Source organism: Microbispora oryzae, assembly GCF_017896165.1.
Taxonomy (GTDB): domain Bacteria; phylum Actinomycetota; class Actinomycetes; order Streptosporangiales; family Streptosporangiaceae; genus Microbispora; species Microbispora oryzae.
The window spans coordinates 363,260-388,036 of record NZ_JAFCNB010000004.1; the positions used below are offsets into that span (position 1 = coordinate 363,260).

Below are 24,777 nucleotides of genomic sequence, written 5' to 3' on the forward strand. Positions count from 1 at the left end.
AGGTGGCGTTATGCCGGGAGCAGGGCGGCCAGGTGGCGCAGGGCGCGGGCGGTCGGGGTGTCCGGGTCGGCGGTCATGAAGACGACCTGCTGGTCGTCGTCCGGGACGGTGAGGACGTCGCAGTTGATGCGGAGCGGGCCGAGTTCGGGGTGCGTCATGGTCTTCGTGCGGTGGCCGGGGGCGCGTACCGGATTGGTGGCCCAGATCTGGTTGAACTCGGCGCTGCCCGCCCTGAGTTCGGCCAGCAGGGCGGCGAGGGCGCTGTCACGGGGGTAGCGGTCGGCGGCGGCCCGCAGTCGTGCCACCGCGAACTCGCCGAACTCCTCGTGGCCCGTGGTCAGCACCTCCTCGCGCAGCAGGAAGCGCCGCCTGGCCAGGTTGGGCCGGTCACGGAGGTCGCCGAGCAGCGCTTCCGCGAGCGGGTTCCAGGCGATCACGTCGTAGGTGGCCGCGGTGACGACGACTCCGGTCTGCGGCAGACGGTGCAGCAGGTCGGCCACGTACGGACGGACCGTGCGCGGTGGTACGGCGGGCGACTGCGGGGCCACGCCGGCCAGGCGGAAGAGGTGTGTCCGCTCGGCGGGCGTGAGCCGCAGCGCACCCGCCAGGGACTCCAGGATTCGCGGCGACGGGCGTGGCCCTCGGGCCTGCTCCAGCCGTACGTAATAGTCCACCGACATTCCGGCCAGGTCGGCGACCTCCTCGCGGCGCAGGCCCGGCGTGCGGCGGCCGGGTCCTGCGGGCAGGCCGACGCCGTCCGGGCGCAGCCCCTCCCGCCGGTCGCGCAGGAAACGGGCCAGTTCGCCTCTTCCCATCTTGTACCTCCCTGGTATCGATTGTGCCTGGATCGCCCACCCCACCCGCAGACACCCTCGATGGCATGGACAACTCGATCGCGCTGGTCACCGGCGCAAACAAGGGCATCGGCAAGGAGATCGCACGCCTGCTCGCGGGCGCGGGTCTCACCGTTTACGTCGGCTCGCGCGACGCCGCGCGCGGAGAGCGCGCCGTGGAGGAGATCGGCGGCGACGCCCGCCCGCTCGTCCTCGACGTGACGGATTCCGCGAGCATCGCCGACGCCGCGAGCCAGGTGGGCACGCTAGACATTCTGGTCAACAACGCCGGAATCTCCGGCGATGACCGGACACCCGACCTGGAGGAGATCGCCACTTTCCGTCGCATATACGAGACCAATGTCTTCGGAGTCGTCGCGGTGACCAACGCCTTCCTGCCGGCGCTGCGCCGCTCCGCGCGCCCCCGGATCGTGAACGTCTCCTCCGGTACGGGATCGCTGGCCTGGGCCACCGGACCGCGGTTCCCGCACCAGGGCGCCTACGCCGCCTACCGGTCGTCCAAGTCCGCGCTGAACGCGCTGACCGTGTTCTACGCCCATGCCCTGGCCGGCGACGGCGTCAAGGTGAACGCGCTGGCCCCCGGCCTGCGCCGAACCGACCTCAATGCCACCGCCGCGGCGGCGGGCGGCGATCCGGCCGAGGCCGCGGCGGGTGCGGTACGGCTGGCGCTGCTGGCCGACGACGGGCCCTCCGGGGAGTTCGTCTCCTGGGACGGTACGCCGGTCCCGTGGTGACGCTTCCTCACCGGCTCCTTATATGCAAGGATCTATAGTACTAGGACATTAGATATATGGAGTAACGGTGATCGAGTTCTACCTGGATGCCAAGTCCGGCCTCTCGCCGTACCAGCAGCTGGTCCAGCAGGTACGGCACGCGCTGCGGCTCGGCCTGCTGCGCGAGGGCGACCAGCTGCCGACCGTCAAGGAGGTCGTGGCGCACTTGGCGATCAACGCCAACACCGTCCTGAAGGCCTACCGGGAACTCGAGCACGAGGCTCTCGTCGCCGCCCGGCCGGGGGTGGGCACGTTCGTGACGGCGACCCTCACCGACACCTCGCTGGCCGCGCACGGCCCGCTGCGGCTCGACCTGCGGCGCTGGCTGGCCAAGGCCCGCAGGGCGGGCCTCGACGACGAGAGCATCGAGGCCCTTTTCATGACCACCTTTCGGAGCGTCGCTCAGGAGGACATAGCGTGACCTTCGTCCTGGAAGCCCGGGCGCTGGGCAAGAAGTACGGCAAACGCTGGGCGTTGCGCGAGTGCACCATCGAGATCCCGGCGGGCCACGTCGTCGGGTTGGTGGGGCCCAACGGCGCGGGGAAGACCACGCTGCTGAAGCTGGCCGGCGGCCAGCTCGAACCGACCACGGGTGGTGTCACCGTGCTCGGCGGCAGGCCGGGGAGCACGCCCGCGCAACTGGCCAGGGTCGGGTTCGTCGCCCAGGACACCCCTGTCTACGCGGGCCTGACCGTCGCCGAACACCTGCGCTTGAGCGCCCGGCTCAACCCCCACTGGGACGACGGCATGGCGCGGGAGCGGATCGCGCGGCTCGGTCTCGTCCCCGCGCATCGGGCGGGCAGGTTGTCCGGCGGCGAGCGGGCCCAGCTCGCCCTCACTCTGGGCCTGTGCAAGCGGCCGGAGCTGCTGATCCTGGACGAGCCCGTGGCCTCGCTCGATCCGCTCGCGCGCCGCGAGTTCCTGCAGGGGCTGATGGAGGCCACGGTCGAGCACAGGCTGAGCGTGGTGCTCTCCTCTCACCTGGTCTCCGACCTGGAGAGGGTCTGCGACTACCTGATCGTGCTGGTGGACTCCCGCGTGCAGCTGGCCGGGGAGGTCGATCGGTTGCTCGCCACGCATCACCGGCTCACCGATCCGCGGCGCGATCCCGATCGGCTCCCCGCCGACCAGCATGTGGTGTCCGCGTCGCACACCGACCGGCAGAGCACGTACGTGGTCCGCACCGAGGCCCCGATTCACGACCCCGCCTGGACGGTCACCCCGCTCGGTCTGGAAGACCTCGTCCTGGCCTACATGGACAGGCGCCCCGCCGAGCGCCGGCGCGTCGCCTTGGAGGTGCAGCGATGATGTGGCTGACCTGGCGCCAGTTCCGCGGCTCGGCCGTGATGATGGGCGCCGTACTCCTCATTCTCACCGCCGTACTGGCCCTGACCGGCCCGGATCTGGCCGCCCGCTACGCCGCCGGGATCGCCGAGTGTGTGCCGGGCAACACCTGTGCCGACTTCTTCGACCGGTTCTTCGACGATTACCAGGCGCCCTTCGTGGCCGTGACCCTTGCCGTGCTGGTGCTGCCGGCTCTGATCGGGCTCTTCTGGGGAGCGCCGCTGATCACCCGTGAGCTGGAGGCGGGCACGCACCTGCTGGTGTGGAACCAGAGCATCACCCGGGGTCGATGGCTCACGGTGAAGCTCGGTCTCATCGGCCTGGCGGCCATGGTCGCCGCCGGGTTGTGCGGCCTGGTGGTGACATGGTGGTCCGGGCCTTTGGACAAGTCGGCCGCTCCGGAGCTGGCGCAGATGTCGCCCCTGGTGTTCAGCGCCCGTGGGATCGCGCCGATCGGGTACGCGGCCTTCGCCTTCGCGCTGGGGGTGACCGTGGGCATGCTGGTGCGCCGCACTCTGCCCGCCATGGCCCTCACGGTGGCTGTCTTCGCGGCGATCCAGATCGCCATGCCGCTGGCGGTCCGTCCGCACCTGTTGCCGCCGGTCACCGGGAGCTTCGAGCTCGGCTCGGTGAATGTGGACGGCCTGCAAATCCTGCCGCAGGGAGGCGGGCCGCTGGAGCTGTTCGTCCGGACGACGGCCGTCCCGGGCCACGCGGGTGCCTGGGTCCTGTCCAGCGAACTTGTCGATCCATCCGGACGCACGCTCGCCGGCAGCGGTGCCAAGCGGGGGCCGTCGTCGACGATCGCGGGGTCCATCCCGGTGTCCACGACGTCGGGTCCGTGCGCGCGCACGGGGGGACCGCCGAGCATGGACGCGTGCATGGCCGAGGTCAACCGGCTCGGCTACCGGCAGCGGGCCACCTACCAGCCACTTGAGCGCTTCTGGCTCTTCCAGTGGATCGAGACCGGGATTTACGCGCTCCTCACTCTGGGCCTGACCGGGTTGTCCTTCTGGTGGATCCGGAGACGCCTGTGTTGACCGTCATGAGGACGGCGGCCGCCGGGCTCGCCGTCCTCCTGGCGGCGGGCTGCGCCGCGCCGGCGCCGCCGCGCAGCCAAGCGAGCGCGGCGGCCGGTACGGCCTGCGCGCGGGCCCAGGCGCCGCCGGAGGCGGAGACCGCCACCACGATCGACGTCATCGGGCAGGCGTACTTCTGCATCCTCGGCGACTACTACAGCGGCGCCACGCTGGACGCCCGCTCGCTGCTGACCGCCGGTTTCGCCGCCCTGACGCGGGAGATCAACCGACATGGACGCGAGGTGCCCGAGGCGATCATGCCCGCGCTGACCGGCGACCGGAAGGCCGACTGGGCCGCTTTCGCGAGCGCCTACCGGAAGATCACCGACCGGGTCCCCGATCTGCGTGACCGGCTGGCCGTCGTCACCCTTGAGGCCATCGTGGCCGCCCTCGGGGACGACCACGCCCGCTGGACGCACGACCTCAAGCGTCCGCTCGACTATTACGACGGTGACGACTACGGCCTGGGGCTGGAGACGAACGTCACCGGTTCGCAGATGGACGGCGATTCCGGCGTCGCACTCGCCCCGCTGTTCGTCACCGCCGTGCTGGGCGGTGCGGCGCGGGCCGCCGGGCTGCGGCCGGGCGACATCGTCGAGGCGGTCAACGGGTCGGCGCCGTTCGTCGACGGCGAGGCCACCCCCGCGATCGGCGCCCTGTATCCGCGGTATCCGGACGCGCGCCCGGTCGAGGTGCGGCTGCTGCGGGAGAGCACCGGCCGCCGCTGGAGCGTGACGCTGAAGCCCGCGCTCTACCCGCGGGATCTGGCCGCCCTGCAGGTGGTGCGGTCGAAGCTGCTGGACGACGACGTCGCCTATGTGCGGATGACCGGATTCTCGCCGGACTCGGCGAACCGGGTCCTGCGGGCGATCTCGCGGCTGCGGAGCGGCCGGACGCTGTCCGGCGTGGTGCTGGACCTGCGGGGCAACGGCGGCGGGAGCCCAACGGAGGCGAACCGGCTGCTGGGCGCGTTCGTCCACGGCAAGGTCACCGCCTATCAGTGCACGGCGGGCGGAGCGTGTGAGGCCGGGCGGACCGATGACACGGTCGAACTGCTCGGCCTGCCGCTGGTGGTGCTCACCGACCGCGGCTGTGCCTCGGCCTGCGAGCACTTCAGTTCCGCGGTCAAGGACCTGCACCTCGGCCGGCTGGTCGGCACGAGAACCGCCGGGGCGATCTCCGGCCCGGCGCAGGCGTACCTGCTCGGCAACAACACCGTGCTGGTCTTTCCCGCCAGGCATCATCTCGGGCCGAATCGCGAGGTGATCGACCGGATCGGCGTGCCGCCCGACTATCACGTTGCGCCGACCCCCAAGGACGCGGCGGCCGGGCGCGACCCCGCACTGGCCAGGGCCCTGACCCTGCTGCGCGAATGAGGATGGACCTTTCCATGAGAGACCCCCTGAAACAGCCCATGAGACCGATCGTGGCCGCCGCGGCGGCACTGGCCGCCCTCGCCGCGTCCGCCTGCTCGGCCCCTGCTCCGCCCAGAGCCGCCGCCGCGTCTACGGCGCCGGCCGGGCCCGCCACGCTGCCCGCGCCCACCGGCGGCGGGGCGGTCGGCACCACCGCCCTGTACCTGAAGGACACCTCGCGCCCCGATCCCTGGAACCTCGACGTTCAGGCCAGGGAGCTCAAGGTCACCCTGTGGTATCCGGCCGAGCGGCGCGACGGGCGGCGGGCGCCGTACATGACGCCCAAGGAGTCGGAGCTCACCCTGAAGGGCCTGGGCGTCACGGGCGCGCCGTACGACATGCTGAGCAGGACCCGCACGAACGCCGTCAAGGACGCCGAACCGGTGGGGCAGGGGCTTCCTCTGGTGGTGCTGTCTCCGGGTTTCACCGAGCCGGTGAGCACGCTCACGTCGCTGGCGGAGGATCTGGCCAGCCGGGGATACGTGGTGGCCGGGATCGATCACACCTATGAGAACTACGCCACGACCCTGTCCGACGGGCGGGTCGCCGAATGCCTCGCGTGTGACAGCGACACCGATCCGGGGTTCGGTGCGGGAGTGGTCAAGAGCCGGGCGGCCGACGTGTCCTTCGTGCTCGACCGGCTGACGTCGGAGTGGGACGGCGCCGATCTCATCGACCGAGGCAGGATCGCGATGGTGGGCCAGTCGATCGGCGGGGCCGCCGCCCTGGCGACCATGGTCGAGGACTCGCGGGTACGCGCCGGGATCGACCTGGACGGCACCACGTACGCCCGGATCCCGAAGAAGGGGCTGTCCCGGCCGTTCATGTTCGTCGGTTCGCCGCAGCACGCGTCCGGCGGTCTCGACAATTCGTGGGACCGGGACTGGCGGCTGCTGACGGGGTGGAAACGGTGGCTGGTGGTGTCGGGCGCGGAGCACCGGTCCTTCACCGACGCCCCGCTGCTGTCGGACGCGCTCGGCGTCACGTCCCCGGCCGGCGTCCTGCCGGGGGCCCGCGCCGCCGAGCTCGACCGGACCTATGTGGCGGCCTTTCTCGACCTGCAGCTGAAGGGGCGGCGGCAGCCCGTCCTGGACGGGCCGTCCGCACGCTACCCGGAGGTCAGGTTCTGCCCGGCGACCTGCGCTCAGTCCTGAGACCCGGCGGCCCCTGCGCGCCGGGTCGGCCGCGCGTCAGCTCACCGCACGCTTCACCAGGGCGCTGATCCGCGCCTCCACCTCGGGCGTCACCTCGGTCAGGGCGAACGCGGCCGGCCACATCGTGTCCTCGTCCAGGTTCGCCTGGTCGCTGAACCCGAGTGTCGCGTAGCGCGTCTTGAACTTCTCCGCGGGCTGGAAGTGGCAGACGATCTTGCCGTTCAGCGCGTAGGCGGGCATTCCGTACCAGAGCTTCGGCGCCAGGTCCGGGGTGACGCCGGTGATGACGGCGTGAACGCGCTCGGCCATGATCCGATCCGAGTCCCGCATCTCGGCGATCTTCGCGAGCACGTCCCGGGCCGCCTCCGCCGCCTTGTCGGCGCGCGAGCCGGGCCGCGCGGCCTTCTTGCGGTCCTTGGCGTGCTCCTTCATCGCGGCGCGCTCTTCGGCCGTGAAACCCTCGTACGTGCTGCTTTCTGTGCTGCTCATGGCGGAACTTCCCTTGTGTAGATCGTGATATTCGGAGTTCGCGGTTCTCGGGCCGTCGCTCACCGGTCCTGGATCAGCCCGAGGACGTTGCCGTCGGGGTCGGTGACGGTGGCCACCAGGCGGCCGCCACCGACCTCGTGCGCGGCCTCCTTCACGGTGGCCCCCGCGGCGGTCACCTCGGCCAGCTTCGCCTCGATGTCATCCACGTGCCAGTAGGCCACCGGCGACGTCATGCCCTGCGGGCCGCCGTCCGGCACCAGTCCGATGTGCTGGCCCTCGGCGTCGAAGCCGACGTAGTAAGGCGAGTCCGCCTGCGGCGGGATGCCGAGCAGGGCCGCGTACACCGCCTTGGCCTTGGCCAGGTCGGACACGGGGTGAAGCACGGTCTTGATGCCGGAAGAGCCGGTCATGGTCACTCCTGTAGTGGTGGGTCACGTCGACCCGCTGTGTAGGTATGCACAGCTTTCCTCCCGGCCCGGCCGGTCCGCATCCGTGGTGACCACGGAACCGGCCACGGATCTGCGTACGGTGGCCGGTGCGGATGGGGGAACGGAGTGGATGCGACAAACTTGGACAGTGGTGATGGGAGTGGAGATCTCACCTCGGGAAGCCGAGGTGCTGGAGCTGGTCGGGAGCCATCTGAGCAACGCCGAGATCGCGGCACAGCTGTGCATCTCGGTGCGTACCGTGGAGAGTCACGTCTCCTCGCTGCTGCGCAAGCTGGAGGTGCCGGACCGGAGGGCGCTCGCCCGGCGCTCGCCCGAGCCGGCCGGCGCCGCGGCGCCGCGTCCGGCACCGGCGCTGCCGGCCCCGCTGACGTCGTTCGTCGGCCGGGTGAACGAGCGCGCCGAGCTGGGCGAGATGATCAGGGCGCACCGTCAGGTGACCGCGGTCGGGCCCGGCGGAGTGGGCAAGACCCGGCTGGTGCTGGCGGTGGCCGCGGAAGCGGCCGGCGACTACTCCGACGGGGTGTGGTTCGTCGACCTGGTGCCGGTCGCCGATCCGGATCTGATCGCCACCGCGGTCGCCGGGGCGGTCGGCCTCGGCGAGCAGCCCGGCCGCGACATGACCGAGTCCGTGGTCGCCGCGCTGGCCGACCGGCATGCGCTGCTGGTGCTGGACAACTGCGAGCACGTGGTCGACGGGGTGGCGCCGCTTCTCGAGCGGCTGCTGGCGGGGTGCCCTCGGGTGACCGTGCTGGCGACCAGCCGGGCACGGCTGATGGTGCCGTTCGAACGGGTGTATCCGGTCCCGCCGCTGTCGATGCCCGCCGACGGTGAGTCGGACGCGGTCGCGTTGTTCATGGACCGGGCGGCGGCGGTGGGCCGGTCGCCGGATCCCGCGCTGCGCGAGCGGATCGCCTCTATCTGTGAGCGGCTGGACGGGATGGCGCTGGCGATCGAGCTGGCCGCCGCCCGATATCCCACGCTCGGGCTGGACGGCATCACCGCCGCCCTGTCCCACCCGCTGCGGATGCTGACCGGCGGCTCTCGCGCCGATGAGCGGCACCGTTCGGTGCGGGGGGTGCTGGACTGGAGTCATGCTTTGCTGGAGCCGGCCGACCGGGCGCTGCTTCGCCAGGTGTCGGTGTTCGTGGCGCCGTTCACCGCCGTGGCGGCGGCGGAGGTTGCCGGGGGCGAGGAAGGCATCGTCGCCGAGGGGCTGGCCCGGCTGGCGGAGCAGAGCCTGCTCGTGGTGACCGCGTCCCGTGGCAGGACGGAGTACCGGGCGTTGGAGACCATCCGCCAGTATGGAATGGAGCGGCTGTCCGAGGCCGGCGAGCTGGCCGGCACCCGATCCCGCCACATCGGCTGGTGCCTGGCCAGGGCGGCCGAGCTGGCGGTGGCGCGGGAGGACTGGCGGGCCGGGTTCGACGCGGTGGCCGACGATCTGCGCGCGGCCCTGGCGTGGGCGGCCGACCGGCCGGAGCAGCGCACGGTCGCGTACCGCCTCGCCAGGTGCCTGGCGGAGCTGACCTTCACCCGTCACCTGATCGGCGAGTCCCAGCGGCGCTACGAGCAGGCGGCCGCGCTCGCCGGCGACGCCACCGCCGGCGCGTCGATGCTCCGGCACGCCGCGGCCGTGGCCGGCTGCCGGATGAACGGCGAGGACATGTACCGCCTGCACCGCGCGGCCGCGGACGCCGCCCACCGGACCGGCGACACTATCGGCGCGGCCCGTGACCTGGCGACCGCCGCCGCCTGCGCCTACCGGTTCTCCGGGAAGTTCGTCCGGAACCCGCAGCGGGACGAGGTGATCGCGCTCATCGGCCAGGCGCGGGACTTGGCCGGCGACGACCCGGCGGCTCAGGCCGCGGTGGCGCTGGCCGAGGCCGGTCGGGCGCTCACCGAGATCGGCGCCGCGCAGGATCTGGACGACGACGCGGTCCCGGTGGCGATCGCACGCGCCGGACGAGCGGTCGAACTGGCACACCGCACGGGTGACCCGCTCACCGAGTCCGCCGCTCTCGACACGCTCACCTGCGCGCAGAGCTGGGCCGGTGACACGTTCGCCGCCGCCGGCACGGCCCGGCGCCGGATCACGCTGCTCTCGTCCGCACCGGACACCCCGGCCGGCACCCACGAGCTGATCGAGGCGCTGAGCGAGGCCGCCGAGGCCGGCCTCGGCACCGGCGACCTGCGGGGTGCCCGCAGATGGGCACGGCGACTGGCCGATCATCCCCTGCTGGCGGAAGTCGGTCATCGTGCCACGGGCTGGCTGCTGGTGGCCGGCGCGCTGGCGGGCGAGGTCGAGGAGACGCTCACCGGCGGCGTGCGGTTCCTCGACGGGTGGCAGCGGGCGGGTGGCCCGGCCAGGTCGGTCCTCGGTCCGCCGGCGGCCGCGGTGGCGACGATCCACGGCCTGCGCGACGACCACGACGCCTGGCGTGACTGGAGCGAGGTGCTGATGCGGCTCGACCCCTCACCGAGGAACACCCGCGGCTACGGCGCCGTCTTCGACGCGATGCTGCTGCTTCACCGTGGCCAGGCGCCGGATGCGCTGGAGCGCCTGGCGCCCGAGACCGGACAGGTGTGGCAGTGGGTCACCTGGATCTGGCATCACTGGTACGTCGCGCTGCGCGCAGAGGCCGCCGTGCTCGCCGGTAGCCCCGACGCTCGAGATCGTGTGGCCGAGGCCCGGACCGTCGTGGCCGGCAACCCGGTGGCCGGTGCCATCGTGAAGCGGGCCGAAGCCCTGCTCGACGGCGACCGGGAGGCGTTGCTCGCCGCAGCAGACGCGTTCGACGCCGCCGGCTGCCGCTACCAGTCCGCACGGACCCTGGTGCTGGCCGGCGGCGACCATGCCGTGCGTGGCGCGGCCGCGTTCGACGCCCTCGGTCTCGCCCCGATGGCCCCCGATCCGGCGGACAGGTGGGAGATCGAGGGTGGTCCGGTTACTGGTTGTCCTTGAGGAGCTGTCGTGTCCGGGTGAGGAATGCCTGGCGGACCTCTTCTGGGTGCAGTATCTGGAGTGGCCGGCCGAGGCTGAGCAGGTAGCGGGCCAGGCCGTCGGCGTCTGGCCCGCCGATGTCGATGATCGTGGCGTCGTCGCCGTCCGGGCGGTGGACGCCGACCGTTGGTGGCACCAGCCTGCGGGCCTCATCGGCCGGTACGGCCAGGCGGATGGTCACCCGCACCGGGTAGGGCCTCAGCGCGACGCCCGCGCTGACCGTGTGTGCCGGATCCGGCGGGTCGGGCATGGCAGTGGCCTGCCCGGTGGCTGTGGCATCGATGATGCGATCGGTACGGAAGGTCCGCCAGTCCTGCCGCGTCAGGTCGTAGGCGAGAAGCCGGTAGGGGTCCACCCTGCGGGTGGACGTCGTTCCGGCCCCGTCGCGGTAGGTCAACTGGGTGCGTTCGCCTCGCCGGCACGCGGTGGCCAGGTCGAGCAGCAGCGCGGGGGAGATCTGGCTGTCGTCGGGTCGTGCGGTGCAGCCCGACAGCGACCGCGAGGGCCTCCTCCTCGTCAAGGATCAGTGGCGGGATGCTGGTTCCCGGCCCGAGGTGGTAGCCGCCCCATGGGCCCATCTCCGATTCGATGCCGTAGCCGAGTTCACGTAGCCGGGCGATGTCCCGGCGAACCGTCCGTTCGGTGATCTCCAGCTGGGCTGAAGATCAGCGCACGTCCAGGACCGCCGCGTTGACAGCAAAGACAGCAGCCGCAGCAGCCGCGCCGAGGTGTTGACCACGGCCAACAGTTTGCTCGATAACCAGGACCGTTTCTGACCGGGTCACACCGTAATGTCGCCGGCATGACCGAGAACGCCTCGGCCGAAAAGTCCATTAGGGCCACGATGATCTCCGCCAAGGTGCACCAGAGGACGGGCCCGGATGGGCGCACGTAACCGACGAGGAGCAGGACCCGTGGAAGCACGCATGATCGCACTCACCAACTTCTTCAACCGGATCAACCATACGATCCGGGAGCCGGCCGGCAAGACCTGGTGAAGACGGGCGGGCGTCATCCGTCCAGGGGGCCCGGTGGCGACGCGGCGAAGGACGTGATCGGCCGGCTCCACCGCTGATCGATCCAGCGCCACTCCGGGCGGGCCCCGTCCCGGGCTCCCACCTTCGGGTGACCGCCGACAACCTTAGGGACACAGACGATGAGCAACGAACTACCGGAACTGACCGTAACCGATGCCCAAGCCTGGCGGGAGTGGCTCGGCAGGCACCACGACAGCTCGGCAGGGGTGTGGCTGGTCCTCGCCAAGCAGAACACGGCCGGGCCCACAAGCCTGACCTATGACCAGGCGCTCGACGAAGCCCTGTGTCACGGCTGGATCGATGGCCGGCTACGACGGCGGGATGAGATCACCTTCAGCCGGCGCTTCACCCCTCGCGGAAGGCAGAGTTCCTGGTCAGCGCGGAACGTCTCCATCGTCACGCGTCTGATCCGCGAGGACCGGATGCATCCGGCCGGAACGGCCGAGGTCGAACGCGCCAAGGCCGACGGCCGCTGGGACACGGCCTACGCGGGACAAGCCGGCATCGAGGTACCAGCCGACCTGGCCGCCGCATTGGCCGCGAATCCGCAGGCACAAGCGATGTTCGACATCCTCACCGCCCAAAACCGCTACGCCGTTCTCTATCGGATCGCGAACGCCAAACGCGCCGAGACTCGAGCCCGCCGTATCACCCAGTTCGTTGACATGCTCGCCCGTGGGGAGACGATCCACCCACAAAAGCGAGCCCTCGGCAGTTGAATGCCGGCCCACTCGTCGCTCTTCCACGCCCACGCCGCGAGCGCACTTGCCACGCTGGCAAGCTTGCAGGACAGAGTGGTGGAGGCGGCACCGCCGGAAAGGCGGGTGACGGTGACGGACGTCGGCATAGCCGGCACGCCGGCGGCCGTGGGGCACCCCGGCTGAGGGCCGCGCGCGAACGGCGACGGCCCGGCGGGGAATCATCCCGTGAGGAGCCCTCGGAGTCCGGCCTGAGGGCCGGGGCGGGAGGCGGGGCATGCGGCCTGGCGACGAGGGCGCCGAGCAGGGGCGGATGGTCATGGCGGTGGCGCTGGCGGCGGCCGCGGGCGCGATGAACGCGATCAGCTTCGTGGGGCTCGGCGGCGTGTTCACCAGCGTCATGACGGGCAATCTGGTGCTTCTCGGCCTGTCGGTCGCGCGTCTCGATCCGCTGCTCGCCGCGCACGCGGGTGGGGCGCTGGCCGGGTTCGCGGTGGGCGTGCTGGCGACCCGGCGGGCGATGGGAGCCGTGACGGCGGGGCAGCCGGAGTGGCGGGGCCGTACGGCGATGGTGTTGGCGGGCGAGCTCGCGCTCCTGACCGCCATGCTGGCGGCCTGGTCGTTCGCGGGGGGCCGGCCGTCGGCGGCGGAGCGGTTCACGCTGGGGGCGCTGGCGTCGGTCGCGATGGGCCTGCAGAGCGGGGCGGCGCGGTCGTTCGGCATTTCGGGTCTGTCGACGACCTTCTTCACCGGCACCCTGACCGGTGTGCTGTCGACTCCAAACGGTGGGCGGCGAATGCGGCTCCACAGTGTCGCCCTGCTGTCGGCGCTGACTGTGGGGGCGGCCGGCGGCGGATGTCTCGCCGTCCGTGTGGTGCCCGTTGCGCCTGCGCTGCCCGCCGCGCTGGTCGCGGCCGGTCTGGCCGCGCTGCTGGTCTACCCGGACCGCAGTGAGCAGAAGCGGTGATCAGGCCCGGCGGCCCGGGAGCGGGTAGCAGGCGACGGCCAGCTTGAAGGCGTCACCGTCCGCGTCACCGTCCGCGTCACCGTCCGGGCCGTCCTCCGGAGCGTCCCCGGGATCGCCGTATCGCGCGGACACCTCGTGCAGGGCCGATCGAAGGTCGGCGAGGAACTCGCGGCGGCGATGGGCGGGCACCCGGATCTCGCCGGACATGGCGAACGACGGGAGACCGGGGGCGGTGCGGTCGAGCTCGGCGACGTCCGCCTGCACCTCCTCGGTGAGGTCGAGCAGGCGGCCGAGGGTCAGCTCGTCCCGCCGGGCGCGCAACCCGCCGATGGGCCCGACGAGACGTGGGGACAGCCAGTACGACCGGGCGCTCGCCTGGTAGGTGCCCTCGACGATGCCGCGTACCCGCCGTGCGGACACCTGGTCGGCGAGGCCCGCCTTCACCAGGCGCCTGACGTGGTAGTAGACGCGCTGCGGCGTCTGGTCGAGCCGGGCGGCCAGCTCCGCGCAGGTGCGGGGCTCGGCCAGCTGCCGGAGCACCTCGATGCGCTGCGGTTTGAGCAGGGTCTCCGCCTGCTCGATCCGTTCCAGGTAAAGGACGTCTCTCATTTCACCGCCATCCTTACGTAAGGTGGCGGTTTGTCAACGCACCGTGCGGACACGGTGCCGTACCTGGCGAAACAGCGGACTCGCACGACCGCCCTTTTGAGTCAACCGACTGCACCCCGCCGTCCGCGCCGCGTCCGGGATAGGCGGCGGGTACGACGGGGTGCGGGCGGGTCGTGGCCTGCGGGCGGGCCGGGTCAGTCCGTGCCCGACTCCAGAGCCGCGTGGTCGAGCAGCTCGTCGTCTTCGGAGACCTCTCCGCGGGACGCGATGGCCTCGGCTCCGCCCTCGGGCATCGCGCCGATGAGACCGGTCGGGGCCGCCTGCGTCGCGCCGATCAACGTCGGGTGGGCGCTGCCGACCATACCGAGCCCGGCGTACTGCTCCAGCTTGGCCCGGGAGTCGGCGATGTCGAGGTTGCGCATGGTGAGCTGCCCGATGCGGTCGACCGGCCCGAACGCGGAGTCCTCGACACGCTCCATGGACAGCTTGTCCGGGTGGTAGCTGAACGCCGGCCCGGAGGTGTCCAGGACGGAGTAGTCCTCGCCGCGCCGCAGCCGCAGCGTCACCTCGCCGGTGATCGCGGTGCCGACCCAGCGCTGCAGCGACTCGCGCACCATCAGCGCCTGCGGGTCGAGCCAGCGGCCCTCGTAGAGCAGCCGGCCCAGGCGCCGGCCCTCGTTGTGGTAGCTGGCGACGGTGTCCTCGTTGTGGATGGCGTTGACCAGCCGCTCGTAGGCCGCGTGGAGCAGCGCCATGCCCGGCGCCTCGTAGATGCCGCGGCTCTTGGCCTCGATGACGCGGTTCTCGATCTGGTCGGACATGCCCAGTCCGTGCCGGCCGCCGATCGCGTTGGCCTCCAGCACCAGATCGACGGGGGAGGCGAACTCCTTGCCGTTGATCGTCACCGGCCGGCCCTGCTCGAACCCGATGGTGACGTCTTCCGCGGCGATCTCCACGGCCGGGTCCCAGAACCGCACGCCCATGATCGGGTCGACGATCTCGATGCCGGTGTCGAGGTGTTCAAGCGACTTGGCCTCGTGGGTCGCGCCCCAGATGTTCGCGTCCGTGGAGTAGGCCTTCTCCGTGCTGTCCCGGTAGGGCAGGTCGTGGGCGAGCAGCCACTCCGACATCTCCCGGCGGCCGCCGAGCTCGCCGACGAAGTCGGCGTCGAGCCAGGGCTTGTAGATCCGCAGGGAGGGGTTGGTGAGCAGGCCGTAGCGGTAGAACCGCTCGATGTCGTTGCCCTTGAAGGTGGAGCCGTCGCCCCAGATCTGCACGCCGTCTTCCAGCATGGCGCGCACCAGCAGGGTGCCGGTGACGGCCCGCCCGAGCGGGGTGGTGTTGAAGTAGGTGCGGCCGCCGGACCGGATGTGGAAGGCGCCGCAGGCAAGGGCCGCGAGCCCCTCCTCGACAAGGGTCACCCGGCAGTCGACCAGCCGGGCGATGTGCGCCCCGTAGGCCGTGGCACGGCCGGGGACTGAGCCGATGTCGGGCTCGTCGTACTGGCCGACGTCAGCGGTATAGGTGCACGGCACTGCACCCTTCTCGCGCATCCACGCGACCGCTACCGAGGTGTCGAGGCCGCCGGAGAAGGCGATGCCGACACGTTCACCGACGGGCAGGGAGGTGAGTACCTTGGACACGAGTAGAAGTATATACACACCACTGCATGAAGATGCAATGGGATGTGAAGGGCCGTCTCGCTCGCCGGGGCCCGGGACGGCCCGGCTGAACGGCCGCCCGGAACCGTGAACCCGCCGGGTCTCTCGCCCGACTGTGCAGGATGACGGGAGGACGAGATGACCGATGAGCTGCTGGTGATTCGCGCCCAGCTGGGCGAGCGCGCCGCGCTGGCCGAGCTGCTGGCCCGTTGGCGGGTGCCGGTGTGGACGTATGTGCGGCGCATGCTCGACGGCGAACGGGCCGACGACGTGACCCAGGAGATCTGGCTGGCCGTGGTCCGCGGCCTGCCCCGGCTCAGGGAACCCGGCCGGTTCGCGCCGTGGCTGTTCACGATCGCCCGGCGGTCGGTGACCGACCGGCTGCGCGGTGAGTACGCCTGGGCCAGGGAGGCGTCCGGATTCGGCGACGCGTCCGGCGGCACGGCGGGCGAGGGGATCGCCGAGGACCCGGCGGAGGCCGCGGTCGATCGCGCCGCGCTGGTGAGCGTGCTGTCGGAGCTGCCGGTGCCGGAGCGGGAGATCCTCGTCCTGTTCTACCTGGAGGACCTGCCGGTGGAGGAATGCGCGTACATCTGCCAGATCCCGGCCGGAACGGTCAAGTCCCGGCTCAACCGTGCCCGTCGTCTGCTGCGTCAGCGCCTGGAGGAGAAGGGATACAGGCCATGAACGAGGAACCGCGCCTGTCGGCGCAGGACATGATCGAGCGGCTGGAGCCGGCGCTGTCGCCGATGACCCGGATCCGGGCGGTGGCGGCGCTGCTGGCCGGCCTGGCGGGCGCGGTGTTCGTGGGCACGCTGTGGTGGTCGGAGCCCGGCCCGCTGCCCGGCCGCACCCAGCTGGCGTTCGCGGTGTTCACCGTGTTCTGCCTGGCCTGGGCCGGGTACGGCGGGTGGCTGCTGACGCGCCGGGCCGCGTTGTTCGCCACCGACCGGGTGATCGCCGCCTGGATCGGCCTGGTCGCCTCGCTGACCACCACGGGGATCGTGACGGCCGTCGCCGTACGGCGCGGCACGGGGACGGGACCCGCTCTGGCGGTGGGGGGCCTGTTCGTGGCGGTGGCCCTGGTGCTGACCGTGCGCGCCCATGCCCGGCGGGCGGCGCTGCTGCGGCGCGTGCGCGAGCTGACCGGCCCGGAGGAGTGAACGCCCGGGATCGCCCCCCTGGCGATACGACGCAGACCTGACCACGACCCCGACCGCAGCCCAATCATGAAGGAGATCACGATGGTCCACAACGCCAAATTCATCCGCCGCCGGTTCGGCGCGACGGCCCTGGTCGTGGTGGCCGCGCTCGTCGGCGCGCTGCTCCTCGCCGGGGTGATCATGCTGCTGAGCTGAACCGCGCTCCCCGCCGGCCGCCTACCCCCGACGAGGCCAGGGCCGCCCTCCGGGCGACTGCGGGCTCCGACTTCGGCGGGGGCACGAACTGGTCGGCCGGCGCATGCGCGACATCCAGCTGGAGCGGGGTCGCCTCTACGAGCTCATGCGCGGCGGCTCGGGTCAGGCGCTCACGTGACGTCGGCGACGAACACCCACAGCGGGGTGCCGGAGGGGATCTCCCAGTCGCGTTCGGGAGCCCGGACGAATCCCAGCCGCCGGTAGAGCCGGTGGGCGGCCGACATGTTGGGCTGCGTGCTGATGGCCACGGCGCGCAGGCCGAGCTCGGCCGCCCGGCTGAGACACGCCTGGACGAGGGCCTCGCCGACCCCGCGGCCCCGCTCGGTCGCCGCGACCGCGAGCAGCCGGAACTCTCCCTCACCCGGACGGGCGGTGTTGGAGAACGGGCTGCCGGGCACCACGAACAGGAGCCCGCCGAGCACGCGGCCGCTCGCCGCGTCGACGGCCACCAGCAGTTCCCCGTCGCCCGCCCGGCTGCCCATGTCCCGGATCTTGGCCATGTAGTCGCGGGTCTCGGGCCGCTGGGGCAGCAGATCGCGATAGACCTCGACGGTGAGCTCCCCCAGAGCCGTGTGGTCCTGCGGTCCCGCGGGACGTACGAAGAAGTCCATGACCTGTGATCCTAGGTCGCGCCGAATCGCCGGCCTCGGGTGACCCGGGTGGGGGAGAGGGAGTGACCGGGTGGCCGGCGTTCCAACATATGGGCGCATTAATCCTTTCATTCCGCCGAATTACGGTCCCGACTTAAAGCGCATGGCGAAAGGTGTGGGCATTTCCCCGGTGATGCGGATCCCGTCATGGCACCACATCTCACCGGCAGGAGGTGTAATTCGGGCCTTTCCGTGTCGCCATATCCCGGAACGGCGGCGCACGTCGTAACAATTGACCTATACGATTACCCTTCGTGACGGACGCCGATCTCGCGGAAGCCCCCCTGGCGAACGATCTCTATTTCGTCATGCATGACGACAGGTCAGGGCGGATGCGGTTGCATCCCCGGCTCACCGCCCTGGGGCTGGCCGCCGCGATCGTGGGCGAGTTGCTGCTGCCACGCCGGATCACCGTCGTGCGGGTCGCCGGGCAGGGCCGGATCGGCCTCCTCGACACGACGCCGACCGGTGACCCGCTCACCCAGGCCGCCCTGGATCACATGGTGGCAGAACCCGCGCATCCCCTGCAGACCTGGCTGCAGTTCCTCGCCCGTACGGCGTGCGCCGACGTGGCGGCCCGGATGACGGCCGCGGGACTGCTGAATCCGCCCACGAGATGGGTGCGCAGGCACGTTCCGGTCGACCCTAACACCGCGATCCTGCCGGTCGCCCGTCTCAACCTGGCGATGCAGCGCGGTGAGCCCCTCGGCGTGCGGAACGTCGTCCTGCTGGGCCTCCTCGACGTGACCGGAGTCGCCCAGTTCGTGCTGTGGAGCCGGGATCCCCGTTACCTCACCGACGCGGTCGCCGCCCTGCCGGCGCCGCTCGCGGAGCTGATCGCCCAGACGGCGGCCGCCGTCGGCAGCGCGGTGATCAGCCGCCGGTAGGGCCCGGAACCGCTGTGCGTGGCGGGCGGGACCGTCAGCCCGTGTTCGCGGCCGTCCAGTTGCGCACGAGGGGGATGTGCCCGGCCGGCTTGTCCCCGACCTTCGCTCCGGCGTTGATTATCCAGCCCTGGTAGCCGGGGGTGAACATCGCGTAGACCGACGGGGGCGGCACGGCGCTCGCCTCGTCGAGCGTGTCGCGCAGTTCGGCCGGCAGTTCGAAGTCGAGGGCGGCCACGTTGGCGTCGACCTGGGCGGGGCTGCTCGCCCCGATGATCGCCGAGGAGATCCCGGGCTGGGTGGCGACCCAGTTGAGCGCGACCTGGGCCATGGTCACGCCGAGCTTGGCGGCGACGTCCTCGAGGGTCTGGAGGAACCGCCACTCCCGCTCCGTCCAGGTGCGTCCGTGCGCGCCGTCGCCGCTGAGCCGCCCGTCGCCTGCCGGGCCCTGCTCGGTGTGGCGGTACTTGCCGGTGAGGAAACCGCCGCCGAGCGGGCTCCAGGCGGTGATACCGAGCCCCAGGGTCTGCCCCATGGCGACGTGCTCGAGCTCGATGGTCCGGTCGATGAGTGAGTAGGGCAGCTGCAGGCTCACCATCGGCACCAGCGAGTGGGCCTCCGCGTACGTCTGGGCACGCGCCGCGTACCAGCCGGGCACGTCGGACAGGCCCGCGTACCGGATCTTTCCGGCCGTGGTGAGGTCGTCGAACGTCCGGAGGACCTCCTCCACCGGAGTGATCCGATCCCAGGTGTGCATGAGGAAGAGGTCGATGTAGTCGGTGCGCAGGCGGCGCAGCGACGCCTCGACCGCCCTGATCATGTGCTTCCTGCCGTTGCCGCCGGCGTTCGGGTCTCCGGGGTCGACGCTGTTGGTGAACTTCGTGGTGAGCACCACCCGGTCGCGCGCCCTGCTTCCGGCGATGAGGCCGCCGAGGATGGTCTCGCTCTCACCGGCCGTGTAGAAGTCCGCCGTGTCGATGAAGTTGCCGCCCGCTTCGAGGTAGCGGCCGAAGATCGCGCGGGCCTCCTCCTCGGTCTTGCCGTACGACGCGTGGAAGCCGCCGGTGCCGAAGTTCATCGTGCCCAGCGCGAGCCGGCTGACGCGGAGCCCGGAACGTCCGAGCAGGAAATACTGGTCGAGAGGCATGACAGTGTCGCTCCGTTCGAGATGGGGATGCGCGGAGACCGGCCTTTCGCGGCCGTGGCCCCGTCGTTCGGCCCCAGTCTGCGTGGCAAAAAATGGACTGTCCAGTCCAAAAAGTCGGTCCCCGCCCGGACGGGCGAACGCCTGCCGCGGATGCGCCGCCGGCTGGATGATTGATCTCCGTGAGGAGAAGATGGGGCAAGGCGGCCGGCACCCGTTGGGTGCGCCGCGGTCTCGTGCTTCTCACGGGAGCCGCGATGCTGCTCGCGTTCACGCCCGTCATCCGGGCCGTGGCCGCGTCGTCGGACGACGAGTTCAACCGGTGGGTCGGATGGGCGAACATCCTGGCCCTGCCGCCGGGGGTCATCGGGCTGGGGCTGACGGTCCTGGGCTGGGCGCTCGCCTCGAAGGCGATCCTCGCGGGTGAGCTCGACCGGGAAGCCGACCTCCTGGCCGAGCGGATGCTCACCGCCTACGTCGACGGCCTCAAGCAGATGATCGACGGGGACGTCGAGGAGGCCATCCGGCTGTCGCTGGTCAGCGACGAGCCCGTGCCACGCTGGCAGAACAGCCCTCTGATCGTGTTCGGCGACGACCGTAGCCGCGACGCCGGCGACATCTCGACGGTCCATCTGTACTTCCGCGCGCTCCGGCGTCCCCGCCTGACCGTGCTCGGCCCGGCCGGATCCGGCAAGACCGTCCTCATCACCGCCCTGGCCATCCGCTGTCTCAAGAGCCGGAGGGGGATCGACGGCGATCGCCGGTTGCCCTACCGGCTGCCCGCCGCGTCGTACGACCCGTACGCCGGGGCGCTGTCGGACTGGATCGCCGCGCGACTGGCGGAGGAGTTCCACGTGCCGCCGCCGACGGCGCGCGAACTCGTCCGCACCGGCCGCGTCCTGCCGATGCTCGACGGGCTCGACGAACTCGACCCGGCCGCGGCCGGCGCGCCCCGCCTCCGTATGGCGGTGGAGCGGATCGACGCGTATGCGGCGGACGAGGTGCGCGGAATCGTGCTGACCACTCAACCGGAGCCGTACGAGAGCTGCCCCGGGCACGTCGGCGGGGAGACCCTGATCCGCGTCATGCCACTGGACGACGGCGCCGTAGACGCCTACCTCCGGGGCAGGTTCGCCCGGGCGGAGGCCGTCCGGGACGAGTGGCGCCGGGTTCTGCGCGCTCTGGACGGCGAACGCAAGTCCATGCTGCGTACCCCTCTCTGGCTGTCCATCGCGGTCCGGGCCTTCACCGCGTCGCCCCGGGAAATGGCCGCCGCCACGGCCGCCGGCTTCCGCGCGGTCCTTGTCGACGGCCTCCTCCGGATCGTCTGCCGCGGATCCCGCTACGGAGAAGACGAGGCCGGACGCTGGCTCGGCACGCTGGCCGCGCACCTCGAACGGCAGCGGGAGACGGGCCGGCCGGGGTCGGACATCGCGCTGGACCGGTTGTGGACGATCTCCGGGGAGCGGCTGCCCAGGCTTGTCCACGCCGCGCTGAGCTGCGCGATCATCGTTCCGGTCGCGTGGGTCCTCATCGCGCCCCTGACGGGTGATCCCAACGGTCTGGTGGCCGCCGCCGCGATCGTCGTGGCCGGGGGGTCCGTCGTGGCGGGCACGCTGTCGGCCGCTACGCCGCTGCGTTACCTGCGTGATCCCGTCTCGGCCGTCCACCGGGTGCCGCGCCGGATCGTCCTGTCGGCGGCCATCCTTGTTGTGCTGTTCGTCGCGCTGCTCTGGTTCGCCGGCCGCCCCGCGCTCGCGTTCGCCGCCGTCACGATCCTCTGCATGGCCGTCGTCTCGGCCCTCTTCACCGGTGTCGACGAGACCGTGACGGTGTCCGTACGCGGGGCCATGCGCACCGAGGTCGTCGTCGGCGTGCTGGTGACCGTGCTTCCCATACTGGTGACGAGCGGCGGGGGCGCCGCCGTCCTGGGCCTGGTTCTCCGCTTCGACCTCGCGTATCGGGAGGTGAAGGCGGTCATCGCGTTCGGTCTCCTGATCGGCGTCCTGTCCGGGATCTGGTTCACCCGGACGACGGTGCGCTACGCGCTCTCGCTGGGCATCCAGGCTGCCCGGGGCCGGTTGCCGCTGCGGCTCGCGGCGTTCCTCGACTGGGCGGTGCCGGCCGGGCTGATGCGAGGCTCGGGCAGGGCCTACCAGTTCCGGCACGACGAGCTACGGCAGCACTTCCTGGCCGTCGGGAAGGCGGCCGACGCCGAACGGGCGGAGACCGTCCGCACACGCGCGTGGTCCCGCGGTTCGCTCTCCACCGCCGCCGGCGTCTCAGTCGGCGTGCTCACCGGGGTGATCGCCTCGGCCGGACTGAACGCGGTCCTGTCCGTGGGGGCGCCCGTCCAATCGTTCTCGCCGGCCGATCCCCCGGTGCGGTTCGTCGTGTCGGAGAACGACACCTGCGACCTCGACGGGACGCAAGCTCAGCGGTGGAAGGTGCCGGGACATCCCACCTGGCCCGGCCATCCGCAGGGCCTGGACTTCCATGAGTGGCTGGACCGCAACGGCGCCGTCGACAAGGGAGTCACCCGTCTCCGTCTCGTGTTCGGAGGCCGCGTCCCCCAGGCGGCGGTCATCACGGGCATCCGGCCCCGGGTCGTCGCGCGGAACAAGCCGATGCGGGGCGCGACGGTCGGCTGCACGGGTTTCGTCACCGCGGCGGCGTGGACGGACCTGGCGGACGCCTTCCGCCGGGTGCCCGCTCCGCGCGGCGAAACGCCCGTGGTCGGCCTCGTGGCGGACCTCGACCAGGCGCACCCCGCGTTCGGCGCCCCCGGAGGCGCGACTCCCTGGGCGGCCGTCCCGGTCAGGGACATGGAACACGTGGCCGTGGAGCTACAGGTGCGGACGGAACGATGCGACTGCTCGTGGGTCGTCGACGTGAGCTGGACCAGCGCGGGGCAGTCCGGCTCCAGCACTATCACCGACCAGGACGGCCGCCCCTTCAGGACGACCGCGTAACGATCGGACGGCCCTAACACGAGGCGGGCGGGGCAGGGGGGGTCACCCCCTGTCCCGCCCGCTGGAATTCACCGGCCTTCAGCCGCGTCGGCGTGCCTCAGCCCGTTTCGGCCGGTTGGGGCGCGCGCCACATCGGATACATGACCGGGCCGTCGGGCAGCCGGAGCAGCTCCGGCATGTCCACATAGCCGTGGCGGAGGTAGAGCCGCCGGCTCGCCTCGCTGCTGGCCTCCAGGAAGGCGGGCGTGTCCTCGGCGTCGAGCAGGCGGTGGTGTTCCTCCAGCAGCAGGGTGCCCAGGCCGCGGCCGGTCCTGCTCCGCTCCAGGGCGATGAACGCCAGGTAGTGGTGCGGCTCGTGCGGGTGGATCTTCTCCATCAGCTCGCCGAGGAGGCGGTAGCGATCGGCGTTGTCACCCGCGAAGGAGGCGACGGACTCCTGCTCGCCGGGGATCTCGGGGAACGGCGCGGTGAACCAGACCGCCACCCCGGCCAGCTCGCCCCCCTCGTGGATCCCGTACACGTCACCGTGCTCCAGGGCGTGCTCGGCGTACATGGTGAAGAACCGCCGCTGCATCGGCAGGCGGTCCTCGGCGTGCGGGATCAGCCACCTGGTGATCGAATCGGTGTGGAACGTCTCGGCGATGAGCCCGCCGACCGCCTCGGCGTCGGTCATCCTGCTGATCACCGGGGTCATCTGGAGCCTCCGGCGACTGCCTGGGCGCCGAGGCCGACGTTGGCGTACACCTCGGGCTTGAGCGCCTTCAGCGCCCGGCCCCACGCGACGCCGAAGACGACCGCCACGATGAAGATGGAGGGCAGGATCCAGCGGATGGCCGAGTCGGGAGAGACTCCGAGGACCGTGTCGAAGTTGACCAGCGTGAGGACGATGATCACGCAGAGCGCCACGATCGCCAGCGCGGGGGCGATCCGGGTCCGCCACGCGGTCTCGCCCCGCGAGTCGCGCGAGAAGAACACGATCACCGAGATCGACGTGACGGTGAGCAGGGTCAGCAGCCCGAGGCCGCCGAAGGCGCCGAAGGTGAAGAACAACTTGGTGACGGGGTCGAGCCCGGAGACCGCGTAGATGGTGATGACGATCAGCCCGAGCACCGTCTGCATCACCGACCCGGCTACAGGGGCGGCCGTCCGGGCCGAGGTGCGCCCGAACACCGCCGGGAGCACGTTCTCCCGTCCCAGCGCGAAGATGTAGCGGGCCGTGGTGTTGTGGAAGGCGATCATGCAGGCGATGCTGCTGGTCACGAACAGCACGGAGCCGACCGTCGCGATGGTGGACCCCAGGTGGTCGCTCGCCTGGTTGAAGATGAGCGTGGGTCCCTGGTCGGTCGCCGCCTTGACGATGCCGTCCGGCCCCGGGGGCACCGTCTGGGCCCAGGCGGAGATCGAGTAGAGCACGGCGATGATCGTGATGCCCAGGTATGTGGCGATAGGCACCGTCCTGGTGCGGTCCTTGGACTCCTCCGCGAAGACGACCGACGACTCGATGCCGGCGAATCCCGCGACGACGGTGGCGAGCGCGGCGCCCACGCCGGGGACGAACAGCGCCCCCGGGCTGTAGCCCTCGAAGCTGATGCCGCTCGACGCGCCGCCGATCAGGTCACCGATGTCGAACAGCAGGACGATGGCGATCTCACTGACCAGCAGGACGGACAGGATCCGGCCGTTGACGTCCACTCGCAGCAGGCCGAGCACACCCGTCACCGCCCACGCGAACAGCGCGATCACCCACCACGGGGGTGAGGCGCCGAACCAGTCCTGCAGCAGCGGTTCGACCGCCGAGCCGATGATGCCGTACAGGCCGAGTTGCAGGGCGTTGTAAACCAGCAGCGCCACCCACGCGGTCGCCACTCCCTGCGTCCGGCCGAGGCCCTGGGCGGCGTAGGCGTAGAAGGCGCCCGCGTTCACGACGTGCCGGGCCATCGTCACATAGCCAACGGCGAACAGCGCGAAGATGACGCCCAGGAGCAGGAACGCGAACGGCACGCCGATCACGCCGGTCACCTGGTACGCGGTGGGGACCGAACCAGCGACGACCATCAGCGGCGCCGCGGCGGAGATGACGAAGAAAACGACCGACGGCACGCCGAGCCGATCCTCGGCCAGCGCGGACGAGACGCTGCTGGGCCGTTTCTCTGTGAGGGACATACGGAACTCCGTGAGA

Annotated in this window: 23 protein-coding genes and 1 pseudogene; 13 read left to right on the forward strand and 11 right to left on the reverse strand. The window is 71.4% G+C overall.

What is annotated here, in order from left to right:
* Window positions 1-8: 8 nt before the first annotated feature.
* On the reverse strand, window positions 9-815 hold the full coding sequence (locus tag JOL79_RS10355) for a helix-turn-helix transcriptional regulator (RefSeq protein WP_210155499.1): 807 nt from the start codon (window positions 813-815) through the stop codon (window positions 9-11).
* 65 nt (window positions 816-880) lie between these two features.
* On the opposite strand from JOL79_RS10355, the gene JOL79_RS10360 reads away from it, so the two are divergent.
* The 6 genes from JOL79_RS10360 to JOL79_RS10385 all read left to right on the forward strand — a co-directional run bounded on the left by JOL79_RS10360 (window position 881) and on the right by JOL79_RS10385 (window position 6,619).
* Window positions 881-1,588, forward strand: coding sequence for an SDR family oxidoreductase (locus JOL79_RS10360; RefSeq protein ID WP_210155500.1), 708 nt, complete (start codon window positions 881-883; stop codon window positions 1,586-1,588).
* A 67-nt stretch (window positions 1,589-1,655) separates the two neighbouring features.
* Window positions 1,656-2,048: a GntR family transcriptional regulator gene (locus JOL79_RS10365; RefSeq protein ID WP_210155501.1), complete on the forward strand. Its 393-nt coding sequence runs from the start codon at window positions 1,656-1,658 to the stop codon at window positions 2,046-2,048.
* Window positions 2,045-2,935: an ABC transporter ATP-binding protein gene (locus JOL79_RS10370; RefSeq protein WP_210155502.1), complete on the forward strand. Its 891-nt coding sequence runs from the start codon at window positions 2,045-2,047 to the stop codon at window positions 2,933-2,935. Before JOL79_RS10365 ends, JOL79_RS10370 begins: the two co-directional genes overlap by 4 nt.
* Complete coding sequence (locus JOL79_RS10375) at window positions 2,932-4,011, forward strand: ABC-2 membrane transporter-related protein (protein WP_210155503.1); 1,080 nt, start codon at window positions 2,932-2,934, stop codon at window positions 4,009-4,011. Before JOL79_RS10370 ends, JOL79_RS10375 begins: the two co-directional genes overlap by 4 nt.
* The gene (locus JOL79_RS10380; protein ID WP_307848467.1) at window positions 4,005-5,426 is read left to right on the forward strand and encodes a S41 family peptidase; all 1,422 of its coding nucleotides are present in this window, start codon (window positions 4,005-4,007) and stop codon (window positions 5,424-5,426) included. The genes JOL79_RS10375 and JOL79_RS10380 overlap by 7 nt, the downstream gene beginning before the upstream one ends.
* Before the next feature lie 38 nt (window positions 5,427-5,464).
* Window positions 5,465-6,619 (forward strand): alpha/beta hydrolase family protein, encoded by a 1,155-nt coding sequence (locus tag JOL79_RS10385; protein WP_210155504.1) that lies wholly within the window; start codon window positions 5,465-5,467, stop codon window positions 6,617-6,619.
* 36 nt (window positions 6,620-6,655) lie between these two features.
* On the opposite strand, the gene JOL79_RS10390 is transcribed toward JOL79_RS10385, so the two are convergent.
* Both JOL79_RS10390 and JOL79_RS10395 read right to left on the reverse strand, forming a co-directional pair.
* Window positions 6,656-7,108 carry an iron chaperone gene (locus JOL79_RS10390; RefSeq protein WP_210155505.1) on the reverse strand — a complete coding sequence of 151 codons (453 nt, stop codon included), beginning with the start codon at window positions 7,106-7,108 and terminating at the stop codon, window positions 6,656-6,658.
* 59 nt (window positions 7,109-7,167) lie between these two features.
* The gene (locus JOL79_RS10395; protein ID WP_210155506.1) at window positions 7,168-7,518 is read right to left on the reverse strand and encodes a VOC family protein; all 351 of its coding nucleotides are present in this window, start codon (window positions 7,516-7,518) and stop codon (window positions 7,168-7,170) included.
* A gap of 172 nt (window positions 7,519-7,690) precedes the next feature.
* Between JOL79_RS10395 and JOL79_RS10400 the strand changes: the two genes are divergently transcribed.
* Entirely contained in the window at window positions 7,691-10,519 is a 2,829-nt protein-coding gene (locus JOL79_RS10400) for an ATP-binding protein (protein ID WP_230984614.1), read from the forward strand.
* Here the strand turns inward: JOL79_RS10400 and JOL79_RS10405 are convergent.
* The gene (locus JOL79_RS10405) at window positions 10,503-11,078 is read right to left on the reverse strand and encodes a WYL domain-containing protein (protein WP_230984535.1); all 576 of its coding nucleotides are present in this window, start codon (window positions 11,076-11,078) and stop codon (window positions 10,503-10,505) included. The two genes, JOL79_RS10400 and JOL79_RS10405, sit on opposite strands and share 17 nt — an antisense overlap.
* Window positions 11,079-11,160: 82 nt before the next feature.
* Window positions 11,161-11,211 (reverse strand): annotated as a pseudogene (locus tag JOL79_RS33875) (hypothetical protein); the annotation flags it as partial.
* Between the two features lie 503 nt (window positions 11,212-11,714).
* On the opposite strand from JOL79_RS33875, the gene JOL79_RS10410 reads away from it, so the two are divergent.
* Window positions 11,715-12,314, forward strand: coding sequence for a YdeI/OmpD-associated family protein (locus tag JOL79_RS10410; protein ID WP_210155508.1), 600 nt, complete (start codon window positions 11,715-11,717; stop codon window positions 12,312-12,314).
* Window positions 12,315-12,570: 256 nt separating this feature from the next.
* Entirely contained in the window at window positions 12,571-13,260 is a 690-nt protein-coding gene (locus JOL79_RS10415; protein WP_210155509.1) for a DUF1275 family protein, read from the forward strand.
* Here the strand turns inward: JOL79_RS10415 and JOL79_RS10420 are convergent, their stop codons facing one another.
* A complete protein-coding gene (locus JOL79_RS10420) occupies window positions 13,261-13,869 on the reverse strand; it encodes a winged helix-turn-helix domain-containing protein (RefSeq protein WP_210155510.1) in 609 nt (202 codons plus the stop codon).
* A gap of 194 nt (window positions 13,870-14,063) precedes the next feature.
* Entirely contained in the window at window positions 14,064-15,512 is a 1,449-nt protein-coding gene (gene argG, locus JOL79_RS10425) for an argininosuccinate synthase (RefSeq protein ID WP_210155511.1), read from the reverse strand.
* A 156-nt stretch (window positions 15,513-15,668) separates the two neighbouring features.
* Between argG and JOL79_RS10430 the strand changes: the two genes are divergently transcribed.
* A complete protein-coding gene (locus JOL79_RS10430; RefSeq protein WP_210155512.1) occupies window positions 15,669-16,217 on the forward strand; it encodes an RNA polymerase sigma factor in 549 nt (182 codons plus the stop codon).
* A complete protein-coding gene (locus tag JOL79_RS10435; RefSeq protein ID WP_210155513.1) occupies window positions 16,214-16,693 on the forward strand; it encodes a hypothetical protein in 480 nt (159 codons plus the stop codon). The genes JOL79_RS10430 and JOL79_RS10435 overlap by 4 nt, the downstream gene beginning before the upstream one ends.
* Before the next feature lie 365 nt (window positions 16,694-17,058).
* Here the strand turns inward: JOL79_RS10435 and JOL79_RS10440 are convergent, their stop codons facing one another.
* The gene (locus JOL79_RS10440) at window positions 17,059-17,559 is read right to left on the reverse strand and encodes a GNAT family N-acetyltransferase (RefSeq protein WP_210155514.1); all 501 of its coding nucleotides are present in this window, start codon (window positions 17,557-17,559) and stop codon (window positions 17,059-17,061) included.
* 293 nt (window positions 17,560-17,852) lie between these two features.
* Here JOL79_RS10440 and JOL79_RS10445 point away from each other — a divergent pair, with 293 nt between their 5' ends.
* Window positions 17,853-18,485, forward strand: a complete 633-nt coding sequence (locus JOL79_RS10445; RefSeq protein WP_210155515.1) for a GOLPH3/VPS74 family protein — start codon at window positions 17,853-17,855, stop codon at window positions 18,483-18,485.
* Between the two features lie 34 nt (window positions 18,486-18,519).
* On the opposite strand, the gene JOL79_RS10450 is transcribed toward JOL79_RS10445, so the two are convergent.
* Complete coding sequence (locus tag JOL79_RS10450) at window positions 18,520-19,629, reverse strand: aldo/keto reductase (RefSeq protein WP_210155516.1); 1,110 nt, start codon at window positions 19,627-19,629, stop codon at window positions 18,520-18,522.
* Window positions 19,630-19,808: 179 nt separating this feature from the next.
* Here JOL79_RS10450 and JOL79_RS10455 point away from each other — a divergent pair, with 179 nt between their 5' ends.
* Window positions 19,809-22,598 (forward strand): NACHT domain-containing protein, encoded by a 2,790-nt coding sequence (locus tag JOL79_RS10455; protein WP_210155517.1) that lies wholly within the window; start codon window positions 19,809-19,811, stop codon window positions 22,596-22,598.
* A gap of 97 nt (window positions 22,599-22,695) precedes the next feature.
* Here the strand turns inward: JOL79_RS10455 and JOL79_RS10460 are convergent, their stop codons facing one another.
* Together JOL79_RS10460 and JOL79_RS10465 are read right to left on the reverse strand one after the other, a co-directional pair.
* Window positions 22,696-23,292 carry a GNAT family N-acetyltransferase gene (locus JOL79_RS10460; RefSeq protein ID WP_210155518.1) on the reverse strand — a complete coding sequence of 199 codons (597 nt, stop codon included), beginning with the start codon at window positions 23,290-23,292 and terminating at the stop codon, window positions 22,696-22,698.
* The gene (locus tag JOL79_RS10465; protein ID WP_210155519.1) at window positions 23,289-24,761 is read right to left on the reverse strand and encodes an APC family permease; all 1,473 of its coding nucleotides are present in this window, start codon (window positions 24,759-24,761) and stop codon (window positions 23,289-23,291) included. The genes JOL79_RS10460 and JOL79_RS10465 overlap by 4 nt, the downstream gene beginning before the upstream one ends.
* Window positions 24,762-24,777: the final 16 nt, after the last annotated feature.

Excerpts from the sequence above, each read along its gene's own strand:
- JOL79_RS10355 (WP_210155499.1), bottom strand. The coding sequence starts at position 815 with ATGGGAAGAGGCGAACTGGCCCGTTTCCTGCGCGACCGGCGGGAGGGG.
- JOL79_RS10360 (WP_210155500.1), top strand. The coding sequence starts at position 881 with ATGGACAACTCGATCGCGCTGGTCACCGGCGCAAACAAGGGCATCGGC.
- JOL79_RS10375 (WP_210155503.1), top strand. The coding sequence starts at position 2,932 with ATGATGTGGCTGACCTGGCGCCAGTTCCGCGGCTCGGCCGTGATGATG.
- JOL79_RS10385 (WP_210155504.1), top strand. The coding sequence starts at position 5,465 with ATGAGACCGATCGTGGCCGCCGCGGCGGCACTGGCCGCCCTCGCCGCG.
- JOL79_RS10390 (WP_210155505.1), bottom strand. The coding sequence starts at position 7,108 with ATGAGCAGCACAGAAAGCAGCACGTACGAGGGTTTCACGGCCGAAGAG.
- JOL79_RS10395 (WP_210155506.1), bottom strand. The coding sequence starts at position 7,518 with ATGACCGGCTCTTCCGGCATCAAGACCGTGCTTCACCCCGTGTCCGAC.
- JOL79_RS10400 (WP_230984614.1), top strand. The coding sequence starts at position 7,691 with ATGGGAGTGGAGATCTCACCTCGGGAAGCCGAGGTGCTGGAGCTGGTC.
- JOL79_RS10410 (WP_210155508.1), top strand. The coding sequence starts at position 11,715 with ATGAGCAACGAACTACCGGAACTGACCGTAACCGATGCCCAAGCCTGG.
- JOL79_RS10415 (WP_210155509.1), top strand. The coding sequence starts at position 12,571 with ATGCGGCCTGGCGACGAGGGCGCCGAGCAGGGGCGGATGGTCATGGCG.
- JOL79_RS10420 (WP_210155510.1), bottom strand. The coding sequence starts at position 13,869 with ATGAGAGACGTCCTTTACCTGGAACGGATCGAGCAGGCGGAGACCCTG.
- JOL79_RS10430 (WP_210155512.1), top strand. The coding sequence starts at position 15,669 with ATGACCGATGAGCTGCTGGTGATTCGCGCCCAGCTGGGCGAGCGCGCC.
- JOL79_RS10435 (WP_210155513.1), top strand. The coding sequence starts at position 16,214 with ATGAACGAGGAACCGCGCCTGTCGGCGCAGGACATGATCGAGCGGCTG.
- JOL79_RS10440 (WP_210155514.1), bottom strand. The coding sequence starts at position 17,559 with ATGGACTTCTTCGTACGTCCCGCGGGACCGCAGGACCACACGGCTCTG.
- JOL79_RS10450 (WP_210155516.1), bottom strand. The coding sequence starts at position 19,629 with ATGCCTCTCGACCAGTATTTCCTGCTCGGACGTTCCGGGCTCCGCGTC.
- JOL79_RS10460 (WP_210155518.1), bottom strand. The coding sequence starts at position 23,292 with ATGACCCCGGTGATCAGCAGGATGACCGACGCCGAGGCGGTCGGCGGG.
- JOL79_RS10465 (WP_210155519.1), bottom strand. The coding sequence starts at position 24,761 with ATGTCCCTCACAGAGAAACGGCCCAGCAGCGTCTCGTCCGCGCTGGCC.